Below are 21,322 nucleotides of genomic sequence, written 5' to 3'. Positions count from 1 at the left end.
TTCTCTTTATTCTATTCTCTTTATTCTTATTTAATCAACTCAAAACTTCTTTTAACAAAAGCGGTCAATTCTTCACCTTTTAATAATCCTTGAGAGATTTTAGCTAAATCTAATGCTTGTTTTACCAAACTTTCTTGAGCCGATTTGTCTTCGTTTTTCAAGATTGTTGTTGCCAATTCAGAGTTGGTGTTTACAACCAGATTGTACATTTCTGGCATATTTCCCATTCCGAACATACCGCCACCGCCAGTTTGGCTCATTTCTTTCATACGACGCATAAATTCTGGTTGCGTGATGATAAATGGTGCTGCATTACTATCAAGAGCTTCCATTTGAACCGAATAGGTTGGTTTTGGTACAATAGCTTCAACAACTGTTTTAAGGTTTTCTTTTTCGTCGTCTGATAGTTTAGATATTTGTGTTTCTTCTTTTTTGATTAAATTATCAATATGATCAGAATCTACTCGAGTAAACGTCATTTTTTCGTTATCGCCTTCCAATTTTTGAATTAAATGCGACACAATTGGCGAATCTAATACTAAAACTTCATATCCTTTTTCTTTGGCAATTTCAATATAACCGTGTTGCGATTCTTTGTTTGATGCATAAAGCACAACTAATTTCCCATCTTTATCCGTTTGATTTTCTTTGATTGCATCTTTCAATTCAGCCAAAGTATAATACTTGTCATCAACTGATGGATATAAAACAAAATCACCTGCTTTTTCGTAGAATTTTGGTTCAGAAAGCATTCCGTATTCTAAAACGATTTTGATATCGTTCCATTTTTTTTCAAAATCTTCACGATTTTCGTTGAATAAAGCTTTTAGTTTATCGGCAACTTTACGAGTTATGTAGTTTGAAATTTTCTTCACATTACTATCAGCTTGTAAACCTGAACGTGAAACATTCAACGGAATATCTGGCGAATCAATAACACCTTTTAGCATTCCTAAAAATTCTGGCACAATTCCCTCTACATTATCAGTTACATACACTTGATTTTGGTACAACTGAATTTTGTCTTTTTGCATTTGCAAATCAGCTGACATTTTTGGGAAATATAAAATTCCTGTCAAGTTGAACGGATAATCAACATTCAAATGAATATTAAATAAAGGTTCTTCAAATTGCATTGGATACAATTCGTGGTAGAATTTTTTATAATCTTCATCGGTCAAATCGACAGGTTGTTTTGTCCACGCCGGATTTGGATTGTTGATGATATTGTCAACTTCAATTTCTTCAGGTTTTGCATCTTCGGCAGCACCGTCTGGCAATGGAAGTGTTTCTTTTTTTGTTCCAAATTTGATTGGAATAGGCATAAACTTGTTATACTTATTCAACAATTCTCTGATTTTGAATTCTTCCAAAAATTCTAATGAATCTTCAGCAATATGAAGAATGATTTCTGTTCCTCTATCGGTTTTGTCATGAGCCGTTAATGAAAATTCAGGGCTTCCATCGCATGTCCAATGTGCTGCAGGTTCGTCTTTGAATGATTTGGTTATGATTTCAACTTTTTCTGCAACCATAAAGGCTGAGTAAAAACCTAGACCAAAATGTCCAATAATACCTGAATCTTTGGCAGAATCTTTGTATTTGTCCAAAAATTCTTCAGCACCAGAAAAAGCTACCTGATTGATGTATTTTTCAACTTCATCAGCTGTCATTCCTAATCCTTGGTCGATAATGTGAAGTTTTTTACCTTCTTTATCAATTTTTACTTCAATAATAGGGTTTCCGTATTCAACTTTTGCCTCACCAATACTGGTTAGGTGTTTAAGTTTTAAAGTGGCATCAGTCCCATTTGAAACCAATTCACGCAAGAAAATTTCGTGATCGTTATATAAGAATTTCTTGATTAAGGGAAAGATGTTTTCTACCGAAACATTAATTTTTCCTGTTGTCATAATTGTTACTATTTAAATTATTTTGATTTGCTTTATCTAATTCAAATAAGATACCAAATTTAATAATGTGACAAATTGTCGTTAAAAGGCATTTTCTTATATTTAATCGATGTTTTAGAGACATTTGTTTTAATGATTTGTATATTTGTAAACTTATAACATTAAAATTTTTAAACATGAAAAAAATTATTTTATTAATTGCATTTTCAGTTTTTGTAGTAGGATGTAAACCAAAACAACAGGTTACAAGTACAAAAGTTGACAATAAATCTGAAAGAGTAATAAAAGGTGATTGGACTATTTCGTCAGTTACATATCCTGGTTCTGATTATATCAAAGTAACTTCATTTGAACTTGCAGATTCAAAATGTTTTGTTGGAAGTACTTGGAAATTTATTTCTAACAATAACAAAGGTTCTATGGCTTTAAATAGTGCTGGTTGTGCTGCTTATTCAACTGATATTACTTGGTATATTAATAAAGAAGGAAGATTTGTAATGAAATTTTTAGATGAAGGTTTGAAAGCTAAAAAAGTTACTCAAGGATATATTCTTACTGTAGCTAATCAAACAGAAACGTCTTTCCAATTGCTTGACGGAATTAATGTTGGTGGAAAAATGGTAAATGTTGTTTATCAATTTGAAAAAAAATAATTTTAAAATAAAGAAAATATGAAAAAGATAATAGTAATTGCTCTAATTATAATACTTGCTGTGAGCACAGTTTTTACTAGTTGTGAATCAGTAAAAAACACTAATAAAACACAACGAGGTGCAGCTATTGGTGCTATCGCTGGAGCCGTTTTGGGTGGTGTAATTGGAAATAATGTAAAAGGAATGAATACCGAAATGGGTGCTGTTCTTGGTGGTGTAGTTGGTGGTGTTGCAGGTGGCGTTATTGGAAATAAAATGGATAAACAAGCTCGTGAAATTGAAACGGCTCTGCCTGGTGCACAAGTAGAAAGAATCGGAGAAGGAATTAGATTGGTTTTGGGTGAAAATGCTGTTCGTTTTGATACTAACAAATCAACTTTAACTGCTGCTGCTAAAGCTAATTTGGATAAATTGGTTCCAGTTTTTCAAAGTTATGCAGATACAGATATTATTATTTACGGTTATACTGATAGCACAGGTGCTGTTGAATACAACCAAAAATTATCTGAGCAAAGAGCGGCTTCTGTAAAAACTTATTTGTCTTCAAAAGGATTAAATGTTTCTCGTTTTACTTCAAAAGGTATGGGAATTTCTGATCCTATTGCTTCAAACGAAACTACTGAAGGAAAAGCACAAAATCGTAGAGTTGAGTTTGCTATTACTGCAAATGAAAAAATGATTGAAGATGCTAAAAAAGAAGGAAACTAATTTCTGGAAAAAATATAATTTTGAAAAAGCGTTCATTAAGTTGGACGCTTTTTTTTGTTTCATTTTTTTTGAACAACATTTAACAAAATATTTTGTTTAGTTCAAAGCATTGATTCTCCAACAATTATTAATTTTACAAAAAAATAAATATTATGGAAGCTACTAAAAAGACAACTTCTAAAAAGAAAGTTATCAATGATGATTTTATAATTGAAAAATATATGAATCAGGTTTTAGAAAAAAATGAAGAACCTAAAAATGTATTCGTTTTTTGTAAAGAAAATAAAATTGATGAAACTGAGTTTTATGCTTTTTTCGGTTCGTTAGATGCTTTAAGACAAGAAATTTGGGTTAAGTTTTTTGAAAACACACTAGTTGCTATTCAAAAAGAAAAAGAGTTTGAAACTTATTCTGATAAAAATAAGCTATTGACAATGTATTTCACTTTATTTGAAATACTTACTCTAAATAGAAGTTATGTTCTTTTTGCTTTGAAAGAAAATAAAGAAGGATTGAAAAATCTTAAAAGTTTAAAAGGAATTCGAAGCCACATGAAAGATTTTGTTGAAACCATTATTGATACAGAATCTTCTGAAATCAAAGAAAAAGTTTCTAAAATTACAAAACCTGTTTTTGCTGAAGGTGCATGGATTCAGTTTTTGTTTTTACTAAAATTTTGGATGGATGATACTTCTAAATCATTTGAAAAAACAGATGTATTAATTGAGAAATCAGTCAATACAGTTGTTGATTTACTAAATACCAAACCACTAGAAAGTCTATTTGATTTGGGTAAATTTCTATGGAAAGAAAAAATGAACTAATTAATGAAAACATTAGATAAAATTCCAACTGGTAAAATAGAGCGTGCTAGTCAATTAGTAAAAACAGGTTTCAAAGTAGGAGGAAACTATGTTGCTTATTATGGTGAGAAAATGGTAAATCCATCATTGACCAAAGATAAACTGAACGAAAATAACGCTGAAGACATTTATGATGGACTCAAAAACATGAAAGGTAGCGCATTGAAAGTTGCCCAAATGTTGAGTATGGACAAAAGCATCATGCCACAACAATATGTAGATAAGTTTTCGTTGTCGCAATTTTCTGTTCCACCATTATCGGCACCTTTGGTTAGAAAGACTTTCAAAAAATATTTAGGAAATTTTCCAGAAGATATGTTCGATACTTTCACGCCAGATGCAATTAATGCTGCTAGTATTGGTCAAGTTCACAAAGCTACTAAAGATGGTAAAACATTGGCTGTAAAAATTCAATATCCAGGAGTTGCCGATAGTATAAGTTCTGATTTGGCTTTGGTAAAACCTTTTGCTACTAGAATGTTTAATTTGAAAGGAAAAGATTCAGAAAAATATTTTATTGAAGTAGAAAATAAATTGCTTGAAGAAACTGATTACAACCTAGAATTAAAGCAAAGCCTAGAAGTTTCAGATAAATGCAAAATGATTGAAAATTTAAGATTTCCAAATTATTATCCAGCATTATCATCTGAAAAGATTTTAACAATGGAATGGATTGATGGAGAACATCTTTCAGAATTTGCTGCGCATAATACTGATAGAATAAAAGGTGATAAAATAGGGCAAGCACTTTGGGATTTTTATATGTATCAAATGCATTATTTAAAACAAGTACACGCCGATCCGCATCCAGGTAATTTTTTGATTGATAAAGATTCAAACTTGGTAGCAATTGATTTTGGATGTATCAAGCAAGTTCCTGAGGAATTTTATGTTCCTTATTTTGAATTAGCTGATCCAAAAGTAATTGACAATCCAAAAGTTTTCAATGAAAAATTATATGAATTGGAAATCTTGCGTCATGATGATTCAAAAGAAGAAATAGTTTATTTTACTAAATTATTTCATGATTTATTGAGTTTATTTACCAAACCATTTCACGGAGATTTTTTCGATTTTTCTGATGAAGATTTCTTTGGTGCTATTGCCACAATGGGAGAAGAATTTGCCAAAGATACCCAACTACGAAAAATGAATGGCAATAGAGGTTCTAAACATTTTTTATACATAAACAGGACTTTCTTTGGGTTATATAATTTATTACATGAGTTGAAAGCTCGAGTTGATACTAAAAGTTTTGAGAAGTATTTATAAAAAAAAGCGGTGAAATTTTCGCCGCTTTTTTTGTTTATTTTTGTTCTTGAGGTTTTACCACTTCAATAGAAGGTCTTTTTTTGTTTTGACCTTTTGCCAATTTTGCTTGTTGAAAAGAATCAGGAGTTCTACCTGTTTGAACTTTATTTCCATCAAACCAAATTCCCTTTTGTTGTCCGTCAGTATTATTATCATTGTACATAACTGCATCCATGTTTTCATCAAATTTTGAAGACAGGATTTCTTCAGATACTATTTCTTCAGGGTTTTCGTAACCAATTCTAGTTCCATAAGCAACCCAATTTACAGAAACATTTGATCTTCCATCACCATTTTCTACTATTCTAAAACCTTCATTAGAAATATCCGTTACATAAACACCTTTAGATGCACCAGTAGGAGTTACAGTTATGTTTAGAGGAATTTCTTTTGATGTAATAGAACTAAAATCTTCTTTTAAGCTGATATAAGTTGTTCCATTTACTAAAGCACTTGTTCCTCTTGTATATACATCAACACTCATTGATGTTGTTGAATACGAAACAGATCTTTTTTCTTTACCATTTTCTATAAGTTGCACTACTGGCTTATTGGTTATAGTGTTTCCATCCACATACATCCCGTATTCTTTTCCTTTTGCATGAAAACCGTAGTTCATACCGCGAACCCATCCACCCATAACTCCACCATAAATACCAAGTCCAACCATATTATTTGGTTGGTCAGCAACAATAGCACTACCTGGACGACCACCAGCAGCACCAGTTTGATAGGCTAACCCAAATCCATAAACTGCATAATCAACACTACCTGAGTTAAAATAACCCAATGCACCTCTAGAAAAACCATAATTATCACCAAACACACCACCAGATCTTGTTGAAGTTCCACCATCACCTAGTATTCCAAACGAGTAACTTCCAGCATCTAAACCATCGCCAAACACCGAAACTCTACTGACACCGAAGCCATATCCAAATGAGGTTCCACCTGTTGTATTACTATTATATCCATAAACGCCAATTCCATCTCTTTGTGAAGTTCGTCCAAATATACCATTACCTGATCCTGTTCCAGAAGGAGCATTGTTAATACCAGCTATTGCTGTTCCACCAGAAGTATTATTTTGACCTTGCACACCAGCACCAGTTCCTGTGCTTGAACCAAATACACCAACGCCAGTTGAAGAATTTTGACCTTGTACACCGACACCAGCTCCAGTGTTAAATCCAATAACACCAATACCAACACCAGCACTATCACCTTCAACACCTCTACCAGTTCCAGAATTAATTCCATAAACGGCTATTCCTGTTCCAGTATTTTCTCCTTGCACACCTCTACCAGTTAGAGTTGAATAACCATGAACTGATATTTGAGAACCTGTAGTGTAGGAGCTAAATCGATCTCCTGTCACAATTGTTGTACTGCCAATTACTACTTCACCCGTCGGAACAATCCTCATTCTTTCAGTTCCAGATGTTACAAATCTTAATGGAAATGCATTATTCGTTCCTAAAAAATCTGCCGCAACTGATGTATTACCTGATGTTAGCCAAACCGAACTGTTTAATGCAGCTGCTGGTGTTTGCCAAGTTACAACACCAGTTGCATTACTCTGCATGATTTGCCCTGCAGATGTTGCTCTTGAAGCTGGTAAAGTATATGTATTTAAATTTGTTGTCCCAATACCAACATTCCCTAAAAAGTAACCTGCAAAATTTGTTGCTCCAGCTTTTAAAACTTCTGAATAGACTCCATAATGAGTTCCTCCTGCAGTTGTGTTTATTGTTGTTGAAGTCCCATATTTTTTTCCTGTTCCACTACCATTTAGTATGCTTAGTATTCCAATATGGTCACCATTACCTGAGTTTGCAATTGAAGAAAATACACCATTAACATTTCCATGACCAGTCCCATTTATATAGTTATAATTTCCACTAGTAATTGCATCATTATTTAATGTTATTGAGTTTTCTACCCCTGTTGTATTTCCATTTGTTAATGGATTCCCATCTGTAGCTGATGATGTAATCAAATTATAAACTCCGTATAAACTATCTTCAACGTCTGATGTGACAGTATTCTGTACTCCAAATTTGCCACCAAGTTTATAACCACTTATTGTATTAAACACACCATAATTTCCACCAGTACCAGCTGTAGCTCCAGAGGTAACAGCATTGTAAGAACCAAAAGAAGGACCATTAATACTATTATTATTAATAAAATTTTCTACACCATAGACAGAGGCTCCTGATGTGTTGTTACTATTTATTATCGAATTAAATACTCCTTTGTGTGTAGTTGTTGTTGATGTTACACTAGTAGTAATATTATTTTGAACGCCTATTTTTTCATTTCCGTCATTGCTAATATTATTTTGAACACCTATTTTATTACTTGTATTTCCAACAGAACCGTTTAGATTATTTTGTATACCTAATCTTCTGCTGAATTGAGCATCAATCGTATTGTTTATACCAATAGCATCTATAAAAGCACTGCCACCAATTTTATTTGTTGAGTTTTTTATACCTTCATAATCATCAACTGTTTCAACATCTAAAGTAGAGCTAGCTGTAATTTTTCCAATTGCTACTTTTCCTGTATGAAACATATCATCTGTTATTGCAGTTGGTGCAGTTGTTGTTCCTACTTTGTACCAATCATGGTCACCATTTACAGTTGAGTTTAGACCAACCCAACTAGGAATATCATTGTCCCAGTAGTAAAAGCCAGGTTGATTTGTTCCCGAAATAGCGTTTAAATATACAAGCATTCCTTCTTGAGCTGCTGTTGGTGTGGCTGCTAAATTATCAACTTTTGGAATTATAACACCATCAGTTATTGCAGGAGAAGCTTGACTTGAAGATGTTATTTGCAATTTTGCATTTGGATTACTCTCACCAATCCCGATTTTACCAGCAGCAGTTGAGGTCATTGTGGTTCCATAAATAACATTTCCAATAGATAATTGGTCGCTGTTGGCTAAGACAGGAACTTCGGAACCTGAACCAATTGTTATATTTTTTGAACCTGTATTATCCTTACCAGATTGATAACCAATAGCAACATTACTGTCTCCAACTAAATTATTTCGTAAAGCTTCTCTACCAACTGCAGTATTTTGTTGACCAGTTTGGCTATTTCTTATCGCTTCATAACCAACAGCAGTATTGTTTGAGCCTTGTGATCCAGAAATGCCATTCAATGCAGTTAGGGCTTGCCTTCCTATTGCAGTATTTGCTACTCCTAATAGACTAGAAAATAGTGAGCCAGCTCCAACAGCAGTATTGTTATTACCTGTAGTATTTGAAAACATACTTGATTCTCCAATTGCTACATTCAGATTACCAGTTGAACTTGTTGTTAATACATTTGTACCAATAGCTACATTTCTAATTCCAGTGGCAGATGGAGTTAATAATGTATTTGCCCCAAACGAAGTATTTCGGTTTCCTGTTGATGTATTAGGGTTTCCAATAAACCCTGCACGAATATTATTTCGTCTGAAAACAATATCATTATTGTCGGTTGTTCCAAAAAAGTTTGTAGCTGGTGCAGTTCCAGCATTTCCCAATAAAGTCCAATCTGTAGATGCACCGGCGGTTATACCGACCCAAACTGTACCATTGTAATAATAAAATCCTGGTGTATTATCTGTTTGATAAATCAATAAACTTGTTGCTGGTGTAGCAATAAGATTTCGTTGAGCTTGTGTCATCCTTGGTATTAAAACACCTTTATCATTAAGCGGAGATGATACATCAAGTTCAGATGAAGGATCAGGCAATGTTGTTCCAATTCCTACTTGAGCAATTGACAACTGAAAAAAGAATACTAGTAAAGTTGTTAGTAAGTAGTTGGTTCTCATGATTGAATAAATTATCGGTTATCTAACAAAATTAGTATTTTTATCAATATAAAAATCAGTTAAACAACTATTTTTTAATAGTCAAATAACAAAATAGTTAATTCAAAATAGCTTTTGTATCTTTGAAAGCTTCTTTTTTTAAGTCAAAACATGCTTCAAGTCAACAATATTTCCTTTTCTTATAATAAAAACATTGCTATTAAGAATGTGAATTTTTTACTTTCAAAAGCAAATACTATCGCTATTATTGGTGAAAGTGGTTGTGGGAAAAGTACATTGCTCAAACTAATTTATGGGTTGTATGATTTAGATGAAGGGAAAATTTTTTGGAATAAAATAGAAGTTCTTGGGCCTAAATTCAACCTGATTCCTGGAATGGATTTTATGAAATATTTAGCACAAGATTTTGATTTAATGCCCTACATAACTGTTGCTGAAAACGTTGGAAAGTATCTTTCTAATATTTATCCTGAAATCAAAAAAGCTAGAATTGATGAACTTTTGGATGTTGTAGAAATGACCGAATATGCTTCAGTTAAAGCTAAAAATCTTAGCGGTGGACAAATGCAAAGAGTTGCAATTGCTAGAGTTTTAGCACTAGAACCTGAAGTTTTATTGCTTGACGAACCTTTCAGTCATATTGACAATTTTAGAAAAAATAGTTTGCGAAGAAAATTGTTTTCTTACCTGAAAGAAAAAGAAATTACAACGCTAATTGCAACTCATGATAGTACTGACGTATTGTCTTTTGCCGATGAGGTTTTAGTAATGAAAAATGGAGAAATTATAGAAAAAGGTAATCCAAATTCTATTTACAACAATCCTAAATCTAAATACACAGCCTCACTTTTTGGAGATGTTAATGAAATTTCAATAGATGGTAAAACAAAATTTGTCTATCCAAATCAATTTCAAATGGTTCAAAAATCAAATTTGAAAGTAAAAATTCAAAATTCATATTATAGAGGAAGTCATTTTTTAATTGAATCAAAATCAGATAATTCCACATTTTTTTTTAATTCAAATTGCGAAATTGAAAAAAACACAATAATTTTTTTAGAAGTAATTGATGATATACTAAATCAAAATCACTAATTTTATTTAAAATATAAATTTATGTACAATTCAAAAATAGCTGGACTAGGGTTTTATGTGCCAGAAAATATAGTTACCAACGACGATTTATCAAAAATAATGGATACCAACGACGAGTGGATTCAGGAACGAACTGGAATTCAGGAACGTCGTCATATTATAAAAGGGCAAGATACTACAACTTCAATGGGTGTTAAAGCTGCCAAAATTGCCATTGAACGTTCAGGTTTGACTAGCAATGATATTGATTTTATAGTTTTTGCAACTATTTCGCCCGACTATTATTTTCCTGGTCCAGGTGTAGCTTTACAACAACAACTCGGAATGAGAACTATTGGTGCACTTGACATTAGAAACCAATGTTCTGGATTTGTATATGCGCTTTCAATTGCAGATCAATACATCAAAACTGGAATGTATAAAAACATTTTAATTGTTGGTTCTGAAGTGCAATCGTTAGGTCTAGACATGACCGATAGAGGTCGTAGCGTTTCAGTAATTTTTGGTGATGGAGCAGGAGCAGCCGTTTTAACAAGAGAAGAGGATTTGACCAAAGGAGTTCTTTCAACACATTTGCATTCTGAAGGTGAACATGCCAAAGAATTAGCTGTTTTAGCTCCAGGAATGGGCGGACGTTGGGTAACCGACATTCTTGCAGAAAACAATCCTGACGACGAAAGTTATTTTCCACACATGAATGGGCAATTTGTGTTCAAAAATGCAGTTGTTCGTTTTAGCGAAGTCATTAACGAAGGTTTACAAGCCAATAATTTGCAAGTTTCTGATATTGATATGTTGATTCCGCATCAAGCCAATTTGAGAATTTCGCAGTTTATTCAAAAGAAATTTGGTTTGACAGATGATCAAGTTTTTAACAACATTCAAAAATACGGAAATACAACAGCTGCTTCAATTCCAATTGCTTTAACTGATGCTTGGGAACAAGGCAAAATCAAATCTGGTGATACTGTTGTTCTAGCAGCTTTTGGTAGTGGTTTTACTTGGGCTAGTGCTATTATAAAATGGTAATTTTCAATTTAAAGATAAACTAAAAAAGGCTTCCAAATTTCAGGAAGCCTTTTTTTATAAATCTATTTTTTTCAGTTCGTTGTAATTGTTAAATAGTTTTTTCAGTAATCTACCATATAGTAATCTATAAAGCAACCAAAATAAAAATACCAAAACTCCAACAATCAATATACATGCAAAGCAAAAGATAACCATGAACGATGAGTCTAATGCTATATGTTTTGTTTTTTCTGTAATCGATAAAGCAACATACGAACCAAATAAAGCCGAAACAGCAATCATAATTAAGTTGTACCAAATATAGTATTGAACTGTTTTTCTTGTTGAAATAATATCATCCATCAATTTTTTTGTAGAATCTGTAGATGAAATGGTTTTATAATTTTTGAAAAATTTATAAACAAAAAACAATATAACAGCATAATTTACAATTGTCAAAGCTTCTAAATAACCTGAAAAACCATTAGCATCAATTTTATTAAAAAAATCAATGTCAAGAGACAAAAAATTCAATAAAATCCCAATTGATAATTCAATCAAACTTATAATCAATATCCATTTTACAACCGATGATGACTTTTGGTGAATCATGTTGTAAATGTCTTTTTCCGACAATTGTTCAAAAGAATTCTCACTCTTTTTCCAATCTTTTTTTAGTAAATCCAACTCTTCCATTTTTCTCTACGGATTTAATATTTTTTTTAATTTTCCTTTTATTCTATTCATTTTTACACGTGCATTTACTTCAGAAATTCCCAAAGTAGTGGCTATTTCGGTATAATCTTTATCTTCTAAATACATGAAAACCAATGCTTTTTCAATATCATTTAGCTGATGAACCGCTTTGTACATCAATTTTAATTGTTCTTCTTCCTCAGTATTGTATTCTTCCTGACTTATAAAAAAATTAAACTTTTCTGAAGAAGTTGTCTGAATGCTTCGAGTGCTTTTTCTGTATAAAGTAATAGCTGTATTTAAGGCAACTCGATAAGACCAAGTAGAAAATTTGGCTTCACCTCTAAACTTCGGAAATGCTTTCCATAACTGAATCGTAATTTCCTGAAACAAATCTTTATGCGAGTCAGCATCAGAAGTATATAACTTACAAATCTTGTGAATTATATTCTGATTCTCACGCAGTTGCTGTACAAAAGATTGTTCTAAATTGGCGCTCATGTTATGATTAGTAACCAAAAGTTGGTTTATGTTACAAATTACATAAAAAATTGTGGTAATTTGCATAAAAATATAATAATACTAATTTTTTTGGCGTTCCCTACGGTCGGGCTTTCCATTACAATCTTTTCATTTTTAAAGAAAAAATAAAAAGGATTTTCATTGCAATCCCTAACGCATCAGTAAACACTATGATTTCAAAACAACAAATTCATAACCAATACGCAACAATGGTTCAAGACAAAATCGATATTTTCAAAGATATGATTGCTGCCTTAACCGAAGATTCTAAGAACGATGCAAAAGGTTCAGCTGGCGACAAACACGAAACAGCTTTATCCATGATGCATCTTGAACAAGAAAAACTCAACCATAAAATTCAGGAATATCTCGACCAAAAATCCATTCTCGATAAAATTGATCCAACTCAATTTCATACAAAAGTAGCACTAGGAAGTTTGGTGGTTACCAATAATCTGACGGTTTATGTAGCAACCGCTTTGCCCAAAATAACTGTAGATAATAAATCCGTTTTCGGAATCTCGCCTCAATCTCCACTCGGAATTCAGTTACTCGGAAATAGTTCAGGCTTTTCTTTTCAAGTTAATGGAACAAATTATACTATTTTAGAGGTTCAATAGTTTGTATTATTTATACGAACAGAAGTTATTTATTTTGGTTTGCATTTCCTCATTGGAAACATCGTAATGATAATTCATACCAAATAATTCTACTGATGCTAATTTGCCAATGAAATATGGGTTTTCATTTTCAATCAAATAATTTAATGCCGTATCGTCAAGTTTCAAATTTTCAGCAATATAGCCATTTTTAAAAAAATCCTTTTTAAATTTAAGATTGTTTAAGCCATCAATTGGCAAGCCATTTTTCTTTTTCGAAACCAAATCATGTGGCAAATATTTTTTTGAAATTTCTCTAACAATCCATTTATCTGTAATAAAGGGATGTTTCTTGTTGTGAAGTTTAGTTGTCCATCTTGTTTTATATTCTAAAGGAAGATTTATTGCAAACTTAATAACATCTTCATGCAAAAAAGGGAATCTCACTTCTATTGATGATATCATGCCCATTCTGTCATTTCTATATAATAATGCATGCAAATGTTTTTGCATCATTTCATATGAATCGATGTAATATTTTTGTTGAGATTTTGGAGTATGACTAAATAGTTCTTTCCCATCAGCATAGAGCATTTCACTTTTAAAACCATTTGCAAGTCTAATGTTAAAACTATCTAAATTTGAATATTCTGAAGGAAATAAGTAATTGTTTAAAGCTGGATATAGCTTGTAAATACTTTTTACAATTTTTTCGGGTAACAATAATTTTGATTTATATCGTTGAGCCATTAATTTTGAATAGCCTAAAAAGATTTCATCAGAACCTTCACCCGATAGAATTGCTTTTATATTATTTTCTCTTGCTAAATTGGCTACCCTTGAAATAGGTAATGCATTTGTAAAATATACTATTGGAGCTGCATTATGTTCGGTTGCTTGAATCCAATATTTCAGAAAATCTGATTGGTCAAAATTGACTTTTTTTAAATTTAAATTTAAATAGGTTGCCAACAATTTTGCATCTTCATATTCAGAGTGTTTACCAATGATATCAGCAGTGAAAAGACTTAGATTAGGAGAAAACTTTTTGGCTATAGCTGTAATTATAGACGAGTCAATTCCTCCACTTACAAATGATCCCATTGGTGAATCACTTACTAGCATTTCTTTTACAGAGCTGCTTACCAAATCTTCAAAATCAGAAAGAATTTGATTTTTTGATTTTCTGCTTAATTCATTAAAAATCTTTTCGTCAACATCATCAGATAATCTATAATACTGATGTTTAGTTACAGTAAAGTTTTCAGATATTTTAACGTAAGTTCCTGGATTTATATTTTCAATATCATTAAATAGAGTATACGTTGTACTACCTTCAGCAGTACTATTTAATGACATTATAGTTTTATATGAATCTGGTTTTAGTTGTAATGCCTTAGCTAAAGTTCTTACTTCAGAGGCAAAAGCAAAAATTGTTTGATTATTTACAAAGTATAATGGTTTTATACCATATCTATCTCTTGCTAATATAATCTCTCTTTTTTTCTTAGAGTAGAATGAGAAAGCAAACATTCCTTTTATGTCTTGAAGAGTTTTCTCAATACCAAAATTAATTAGGTAATAAAACAAAACTTCGGTATCAGATTTAGAAACAAATTCAACATTTGGTAAAGATTGTTTTAATTGTAAAAAATTATAAATTTCACCATTGTAACATAAAACATAATCTTCATTATAAAAGGGTTGATTCCCGTTAGCCGATTCGTCAATAAGGGCTAGTCTATGGTGAAAAAAGTAATTTTGTTCATCATTCCACTCGTCATTAAAATCTGGACCTCTATGAACTTGTAACTTTTTAAAATTTTCAATTAAAAACTTCTTCTGATTTTCATTGAAGTTTTTTACACTAAAGCCAGAGATACCACACATAATGCTTGTTGATGTCTAAATTATTTGATAAGTAGATACTATCCAGCAAATGTATTATTTTTTTATCTGATAGAATTACTTTAATAAATAAATAATACAGTTAATTGTTGAAACTCGCTTAATTTCAAATTATTCTTTGAATGCTTTTTTTTTATTATTTTAGTTTCATTTATAAGTTATAAATGGTTTTATTGTTTTAAAATGTAATCAAATAGTTGTTTTTAGTTTTAATTATAGATGTAATACTTCAATTTTGCTTCATCAAATAAATAAAACGAAAAGATCATGTGCGGTATTTTAGCAATCATAGGAAAAGGAAAAGACGAAGAAGTAGTAAAACAACTTTCAAAAAGGATGTCGCATCGAGGTCCAGATGAAAGTGATACACATATAACTGAGAACGGGCATATTTTAAGTCACGAACGTTTATCGATCATCGATTTGCATTCTGGTAAACAACCTATTCAAGGTTCATCAACTGCTTGGATGATTCACAACGGTGAAATATACAACCATCAAGAACTTCGTCAAGGAATTCTAAAAGACCATACTTTCCGTACCAAATCAGATTCTGAAGTTATTGTTCATTTGTATGAAAAATTTGGATATGATTTTGTAGATATTCTTGATGGCGATTTCGCTTTTGTAGTAATCGATGGTGACGATTATATTGCAGGTCGTGATCCACTTGGTGTTAAACCTTTATATTATGGTATGGATGAAAGAGGCAGAATGTATTTTGCTTCCGAAATGAAACCTATTGCTGATCAATGCAAAACCTTTTCAACATTTCCTCCAGGACATTATTATACACCTTCAACAGGTTTCGTTAAATATTACAAACCTGAATACGAAGATTTCACAAAAGCAGATAAAGAACTCGATTTGTCTTTGATTAGAGAAAAACTAACCGAAGCGACTCGCAAACGTTTAATGAGTGATGTGCCGATTGGTGTTTTACTTTCTGGCGGATTAGATTCATCCTTAACATCTTCTATCGCTGCTAGATTATTAAAAGAAAAAGGAAAAGAATTACACTCATTCTCTATAGGATTAGATGCCGATGCACCAGATGCAAAAGCCGCAAGAAAGGTTGCCGAGTTTTTAGGAACAAAACACCACGAAGTTCATTTTACGATAGAACAAGGAATTGCTATTTTAGATAAATTAATTTGGCATCTAGAAACATATGATGTTACTTCTGTAAGAGCAAGTACGCCAATGTATTTCTTATCAAAAGCGATTACAGATTTAGGTGTAAAAGTGGTGCTTTCTGGTGAAGGAGCAGACGAAATTTTCGGAGGTTATTTGTACTTCAGAAATGCTCCATCGACTATTGATTTCCAAAAAGAAACTATTGAAAGAGTTCAAAAATTGTTCACTGCCGATTTACTTCGTGCTGATAAGTCAACGATGGCTCATGGTTTAGAAGCTCGTGTTCCATTTTTAGACAAAGCTTTTTTAGATGCTGCAATGCTTATCAAAGGTGAAGAAAAACAGCCAAAAACGTATGGTGGAGTAGAAAAATATATTTTAAGAAAAGCATTCGACACACCAGAAGATCCTTATTTGCCAACTGAGGTTTTATGGCGTCAAAAAGAGCAATTTTCAGATGGAGTAGGGTATAGTTGGATTGATACTTTAATAGATTTCTGTTCTTCGCAAGTTACCGATGAGCAAATGGATTCAGCAGCCGAATTGTTTCCTTATAACACACCTGCAACTAAAGAAGCTTATTATTACAGAACCATTTTTCATAAATATTATCCACAAGTAAGCGCTGCTCAAACAGTTCGTAAGTGGATTCCAAAATGGCAAGAAAACCAAGATCCAAGTGGTAGAGCAAATGCTGCTCACGTTCAAGCTGATATAGAAATTGCAAAAGCCACAATTAGTGTTTAATATTTTAGTTTGTTTTATAGATTGTTTGTGATTAAAACGCTTGCTTCGGTGGGCGTTTTTTTTGTATAAAAACTATTTTCTTCCTATCTTCTTGAATTTCAATTCAAATTTAATTTCACAAAGTATGTTTGAAACAATGTTTTTTGTTTGCTTTTTTTGAAAATAAAACACAAAATAGTTTTCAAAGATAAATGTTAATAACTTATATCTTTAAAACGTCTAAAATCGCTTTAAAATCATTCTCTATTTTATATATTTGCGTGTTATACAATAAATATATTTTTATAGAATAAATTCATATGAGCGACGAGATTAAGAAGAATAATTATTCAGCAGATAGTATTCAGGCGTTAGAAGGAATGGAGCACGTAAGAATGCGACCTTCCATGTATATTGGAGATGTTGGAGTAAGAGGTTTACACCATTTAGTATATGAAGTTGTCGATAACTCTATCGATGAGGCAATGGGTGGACATTGTGACACAATTGGTGTTGCAATAAATGAAGACGGTTCTGTAACTGTTGAAGATAACGGTCGTGGTATTCCAGTTGACATGCACAAAAAAGAAGGTGTATCTGCACTTGAAGTTGTAATGACCAAAATTGGAGCTGGAGGAAAGTTTGATAAAGATTCCTATAAAGTTTCTGGAGGACTTCACGGTGTTGGGGTATCTGTAGTTAACGCGCTTTCTAAACATATGAAATCTACCGTTTTTAGAGACGGTAAAATCTACGAACAAGAATACGAAAGAGGTAAGTCTTTATACCCTGTAAAACAAGTTGGCGAAACTACCAAACGTGGTACAATGCAAACGTTTTATCCAGATGATATTATTTTTACACAAACAACCGAATTTTCTTTTGAAACACTATCGGCTCGTATGCGTGAATTGTCTTTTCTTAACAAAGGGATTACGATTACTTTTACAGACAAACGTCAAGTAGATGAAAAGGGTGAATTTTTGCAAGAAGTTTTTCATTCAGATGAAGGTCTTAAAGAATATATCCGTTACTTAGATGGTAACCGTGAGCCTATCATTTCGCATGTAATTAGCATGGATAATGAAAAAGGTGAAATTCCAGTTGAGGTTGCTCTTATTTATAATACAAGTTATAGCGAAAATATTTTTTCTTACGTAAATAATATTAATACACACGAAGGTGGAACGCATTTGCAAGGTTTTAGAACTGGATTAACTCGTTCGTTAAAGAAATATGCAGATGCTTCTGGAATGTTGGACAAATTGAAGTTCGAAATTGCAGGAGATGATTTCCGTGAAGGTTTAACAGCAATTATTTCTGTAAAAGTTGCAGAACCACAATTTGAAGGTCAAACTAAAACTAAACTTGGAAACAGAGAAGTTGTTTCTCCAGTAAGTCAAGCTGTTTCTGAAATGATTGAAAATTATTTGGAAGAAAATCCAAATGATGCTAAGATTATTGTTCAAAAAGTAATTCTTGCTGCTCAAGCACGTCATGCTGCCAAAAAAGCACGTGAAATGGTACAGCGTAAAACCGTTATGGGCGGTGGCGGATTGCCAGGAAAATTATCAGATTGCTCTGAACAAGATCCAGCCAAATGCGAAGTGTACCTAGTCGAGGGAGATTCGGCTGGTGGAACAGCAAAACAAGGTCGTGACAGAAACTTTCAAGCCATCATGCCATTACGTGGTAAGATTTTGAATGTTGAAAAAGCAATGCACCACAAAGTTTTTGAAAACGAAGAAATCCGAAATATATTCACCGCATTAGGTGTAACAATCGGAACTGCTGAAGATAGTAAAGCTTTAAATTTAGAAAAATTACGCTACCATAAAGTTATTATCATGTGTGATGCCGATGTCGATGGTAGTCACATTGCTACATTAATCCTAACATTCTTCTTCCGATTTATGAGAGAATTAATAGAAGGCGGACACGTATATATTGCTGCGCCACCTTTATATTTAGTTAAAAAAGGAAATAAAAAAGAATATGCTTGGACAGATATTCAACGTGATCAAGCTAACGAGAAAATGGGTGGAAGTGCCGCTATTCAACGTTATAAAGGTCTTGGAGAGATGAATGCTGAGCAATTATGGGAAACTACAATGGATCCTAATTTTAGAACACTTCGACAAGTTACTATTGATAGTTTATCAGAAGCAGATAGAGTTTTCTCAATGCTTATGGGTGACGAAGTACCTCCACGTAGAGAGTTTATCGAGAAGAATGCAGTTTATGCAAACATCGACGCTTAATTTTTAATATATTGGCTTGCAGTTTTGTAAGCCAATTTTTTTTTATTGTTAATGAAAAAAACAATAGTATCTTTTTTATTTGTATTCAATATTAGCTATTCTCAATCTTTTGATCCAGCTGTTTTTGAGCATTTAGATGATTTTTTTAATGATGCCATTTTTTATGCAGATAAATTTATTTCTCCTGCAACAGATGCTGCAGTCTATCAATCTTCAAGTGGTTGGGTTAGTTCTGCAAAAGTTAATGAAAGCTGGAACACAACTTTAGGATTGCATTCTAATGTTTTTTTTGTGCCAAATAGAGATAGAGAATTCGTGCTGAGTAATAGTGATTTCACTTTTTTAAAAATACAAGACGCTACTTCTGCAACAATTCCAACTGCTTTAGGTAATGGTCAGCAAATTAATATTGTTGATAGTTATGGAATCATAAATCCAAATTATCCAATTGAAACTCCCGAAGGAATTGACGAAGATAGAATATTTTATCCGCATCTTTCAGGTTCTTTGTCAATAGGTTATGGAACTGAGATTATTGGAAAATTCGCCCCAAAAACTAAAATTAAAAAAGGTGAATACCAAGTGTATGGTTTTGGAATCAAGCATAGTTTGAGTCAATATATCAAATCTCTTCAGTCCAGAAAAATAAATCTTGCCATAACATTAACTAATTCTATAGAAAATATAAGTTTTAATTTTCTTGATATTCAAACCGATTTTGGAAGCCTTGGTATAAATAGAATTAATGGAAATATAAACTCATGGCAGTTTCAAACCAATGTTTCTAAGGAATACAAAAATTTTGAATTTATGCTTGGATCAATGGTAAATATTAGTGATTTTAAATATACATTTTCTGGTGATAAAGGAACAGCTGAACAATCTTTGAAAATTGATGGTATAGGACCGCAAGATTTTTTTAACGAAAGATTAAAAGCAATAAATAAAACTAAAATAAATAGTATATTTGAAGTCGCTGCTATGTACAAATGGAATAAGGTATATTTTCAATCTGCAATTGCATTCAATAGATTCTTAAATACCAATTTTTCTGTACATTATAAAATAAATTGATTTTTGATTTAAAATTGAAACATACACATAAATATAAATATTAAATAAAAACAAAATGAAAGTTACAATTGTAGGCGCTGGAAACGTAGGAGCTTCTTGCGCAGATGTAATTTCTTATAGAGGAATTGCTAGCGAAGTAGTATTATTAGACATTAAAGAAGGTTATGCCGAAGGTAAAGCAATGGATTTGATGCAATGTGCTACAAATACAGGTTTTAATACACAAATAACTGGAGTTACCAACGATTATTCAAAAACTGCCAATAGTGATGTAGTTGTTATCACTTCTGGAATTCCAAGAAAACCTGGAATGACACGTGAAGAACTTATCGGAATAAATGCGGGAATTGTAAAAACAGTTGCAGATAATGTTTTAAAATTTTCTCCTAATACAATTATAGTTGTTGTTTCTAATCCTATGGATACAATGACTTATCTTACTTTAAAAGCAACAGGACTTCCAAAAAATAGAATTATTGGAATGGGTGGAGCTCTAGATAGTTCACGTTTTAAATATTATTTATCTAAAGCATTAGACAAACCAGCTAATGACGTTTCTGCAATGGTTATTGGTGGTCACGGAGACACAACAATGATTCCATTAACAAGATTAGCGTCTTACAATGGTATTCCAGTTTCTGAATTTTTGTCTCAAGAAGCTTTAGAAAAAGTAGCAGCCGATACAATGGTTGGTGGAGCAACACTTACTGGATTATTAGGAACTTCTGCTTGGTATGCGCCTGGTGCATCAGTTGCTTATTTAGTTGATAGTATATTGAATGATCAAAAGAAAATGATAGCATGTTCTGTTCTATTAGAAGGTGAATATGGGCAGTCTGATATTTGTATCGGTGTTCCATGTATTATTGGTAAAAACGGTGTTGAACAAATTTTGGATATCAAATTAAACGATAGCGAAAAAGAAAAATTTGCTAAGAGTGCAGATGCTGTTCGCAATATGAACGCTGATTTAAAATCTGTTTTATAAAGAAATTTATAGTTATTAAAAA

General features: G+C 32.1%; 16 protein-coding genes. 11 read left to right on the top strand and 5 right to left on the bottom strand.

The features are described 5' to 3' along the window. Nucleotides 1-26: 26 nt before the first annotated feature. Entirely contained in the window at nucleotides 27-1,913 is a 1,887-nt protein-coding gene (htpG, locus tag O9267_RS05910; RefSeq protein ID WP_298177123.1) for a molecular chaperone HtpG, read from the bottom strand. Between the two features lie 176 nt (nucleotides 1,914-2,089). On the opposite strand from htpG, the gene O9267_RS05905 reads away from it, so the two are divergent. The 4 genes from O9267_RS05905 to O9267_RS05890 all read left to right on the top strand — a co-directional run bounded on the left by O9267_RS05905 (nucleotide 2,090) and on the right by O9267_RS05890 (nucleotide 5,409). Then, entirely contained in the window at nucleotides 2,090-2,566 is a 477-nt protein-coding gene (locus O9267_RS05905) for a lipocalin family protein (RefSeq protein ID WP_298177121.1), read from the top strand. Between the two features lie 18 nt (nucleotides 2,567-2,584). After that, nucleotides 2,585-3,274, top strand: coding sequence for an OmpA family protein (locus O9267_RS05900; protein WP_298177119.1), 690 nt, complete (start codon nucleotides 2,585-2,587; stop codon nucleotides 3,272-3,274). Nucleotides 3,275-3,426: 152 nt separating this feature from the next. Continuing rightward, the gene (locus tag O9267_RS05895; RefSeq protein ID WP_298177117.1) at nucleotides 3,427-4,098 is read left to right on the top strand and encodes a TetR family transcriptional regulator C-terminal domain-containing protein; all 672 of its coding nucleotides are present in this window, start codon (nucleotides 3,427-3,429) and stop codon (nucleotides 4,096-4,098) included. A 3-nt stretch (nucleotides 4,099-4,101) separates the two neighbouring features. Next, the gene (locus tag O9267_RS05890) at nucleotides 4,102-5,409 is read left to right on the top strand and encodes an AarF/UbiB family protein (protein WP_298177115.1); all 1,308 of its coding nucleotides are present in this window, start codon (nucleotides 4,102-4,104) and stop codon (nucleotides 5,407-5,409) included. Nucleotides 5,410-5,443: 34 nt separating this feature from the next. Here O9267_RS05890 and O9267_RS05885 read toward each other — a convergent pair whose 3' ends face one another. Then, nucleotides 5,444-9,286 carry a hypothetical protein gene (locus O9267_RS05885; protein ID WP_298177113.1) on the bottom strand — a complete coding sequence of 1,281 codons (3,843 nt, stop codon included), beginning with the start codon at nucleotides 9,284-9,286 and terminating at the stop codon, nucleotides 5,444-5,446. 150 nt (nucleotides 9,287-9,436) lie between these two features. Here O9267_RS05885 and O9267_RS05880 point away from each other — a divergent pair, with 150 nt between their 5' ends. Both O9267_RS05880 and O9267_RS05875 read left to right on the top strand, forming a co-directional pair. After that, the gene (locus O9267_RS05880) at nucleotides 9,437-10,381 is read left to right on the top strand and encodes an ABC transporter ATP-binding protein (RefSeq protein ID WP_298177110.1); all 945 of its coding nucleotides are present in this window, start codon (nucleotides 9,437-9,439) and stop codon (nucleotides 10,379-10,381) included. 21 nt (nucleotides 10,382-10,402) lie between these two features. Then, nucleotides 10,403-11,410 (top strand): beta-ketoacyl-ACP synthase III, encoded by a 1,008-nt coding sequence (locus O9267_RS05875; RefSeq protein WP_298177107.1) that lies wholly within the window; start codon nucleotides 10,403-10,405, stop codon nucleotides 11,408-11,410. 54 nt (nucleotides 11,411-11,464) lie between these two features. On the opposite strand, the gene O9267_RS05870 is transcribed toward O9267_RS05875, so the two are convergent. Both O9267_RS05870 and O9267_RS05865 read right to left on the bottom strand, forming a co-directional pair. Beyond that, the gene (locus O9267_RS05870) at nucleotides 11,465-12,085 is read right to left on the bottom strand and encodes a hypothetical protein (protein ID WP_298177105.1); all 621 of its coding nucleotides are present in this window, start codon (nucleotides 12,083-12,085) and stop codon (nucleotides 11,465-11,467) included. 6 nt (nucleotides 12,086-12,091) lie between these two features. Next, nucleotides 12,092-12,586, bottom strand: a complete 495-nt coding sequence (locus tag O9267_RS05865; RefSeq protein ID WP_298177103.1) for a sigma-70 family RNA polymerase sigma factor — start codon at nucleotides 12,584-12,586, stop codon at nucleotides 12,092-12,094. A 191-nt stretch (nucleotides 12,587-12,777) separates the two neighbouring features. Here O9267_RS05865 and O9267_RS05860 point away from each other — a divergent pair, with 191 nt between their 5' ends. Then, entirely contained in the window at nucleotides 12,778-13,227 is a 450-nt protein-coding gene (locus O9267_RS05860; RefSeq protein ID WP_298177101.1) for a hypothetical protein, read from the top strand. 6 nt (nucleotides 13,228-13,233) lie between these two features. On the opposite strand, the gene asnB (O9267_RS05855) is transcribed toward O9267_RS05860, so the two are convergent. Next, nucleotides 13,234-15,096: an asparagine synthase (glutamine-hydrolyzing) gene (asnB, locus tag O9267_RS05855; protein ID WP_298177099.1), complete on the bottom strand. Its 1,863-nt coding sequence runs from the start codon at nucleotides 15,094-15,096 to the stop codon at nucleotides 13,234-13,236. Nucleotides 15,097-15,381: 285 nt separating this feature from the next. On the opposite strand from asnB (O9267_RS05855), the gene asnB (O9267_RS05850) reads away from it, so the two are divergent. The 4 genes from asnB (O9267_RS05850) to mdh all read left to right on the top strand — a co-directional run bounded on the left by asnB (O9267_RS05850) (nucleotide 15,382) and on the right by mdh (nucleotide 21,300). Continuing rightward, nucleotides 15,382-16,998 carry an asparagine synthase B gene (asnB, locus tag O9267_RS05850; RefSeq protein WP_298177097.1) on the top strand — a complete coding sequence of 539 codons (1,617 nt, stop codon included), beginning with the start codon at nucleotides 15,382-15,384 and terminating at the stop codon, nucleotides 16,996-16,998. 299 nt (nucleotides 16,999-17,297) lie between these two features. After that, nucleotides 17,298-19,238 carry a DNA topoisomerase (ATP-hydrolyzing) subunit B gene (gyrB, locus tag O9267_RS05845; RefSeq protein WP_298177095.1) on the top strand — a complete coding sequence of 647 codons (1,941 nt, stop codon included), beginning with the start codon at nucleotides 17,298-17,300 and terminating at the stop codon, nucleotides 19,236-19,238. Nucleotides 19,239-19,289: 51 nt separating this feature from the next. Then, nucleotides 19,290-20,312 carry a DUF6588 family protein gene (locus O9267_RS05840; protein ID WP_298177093.1) on the top strand — a complete coding sequence of 341 codons (1,023 nt, stop codon included), beginning with the start codon at nucleotides 19,290-19,292 and terminating at the stop codon, nucleotides 20,310-20,312. A gap of 55 nt (nucleotides 20,313-20,367) precedes the next feature. Continuing rightward, a complete protein-coding gene (gene mdh, locus O9267_RS05835) occupies nucleotides 20,368-21,300 on the top strand; it encodes a malate dehydrogenase (protein WP_298177090.1) in 933 nt (310 codons plus the stop codon). Nucleotides 21,301-21,322 lie beyond the last annotated feature (22 nt).

This window comes from Flavobacterium sp. (assembly GCF_027531705.1).
Classification (GTDB): Bacteria; Bacteroidota; Bacteroidia; order Flavobacteriales; family Flavobacteriaceae; genus Flavobacterium.
Note: the sequence above shows the minus strand (reverse complement) of the source record. Positions and strands in the feature narration are given on the sequence as shown.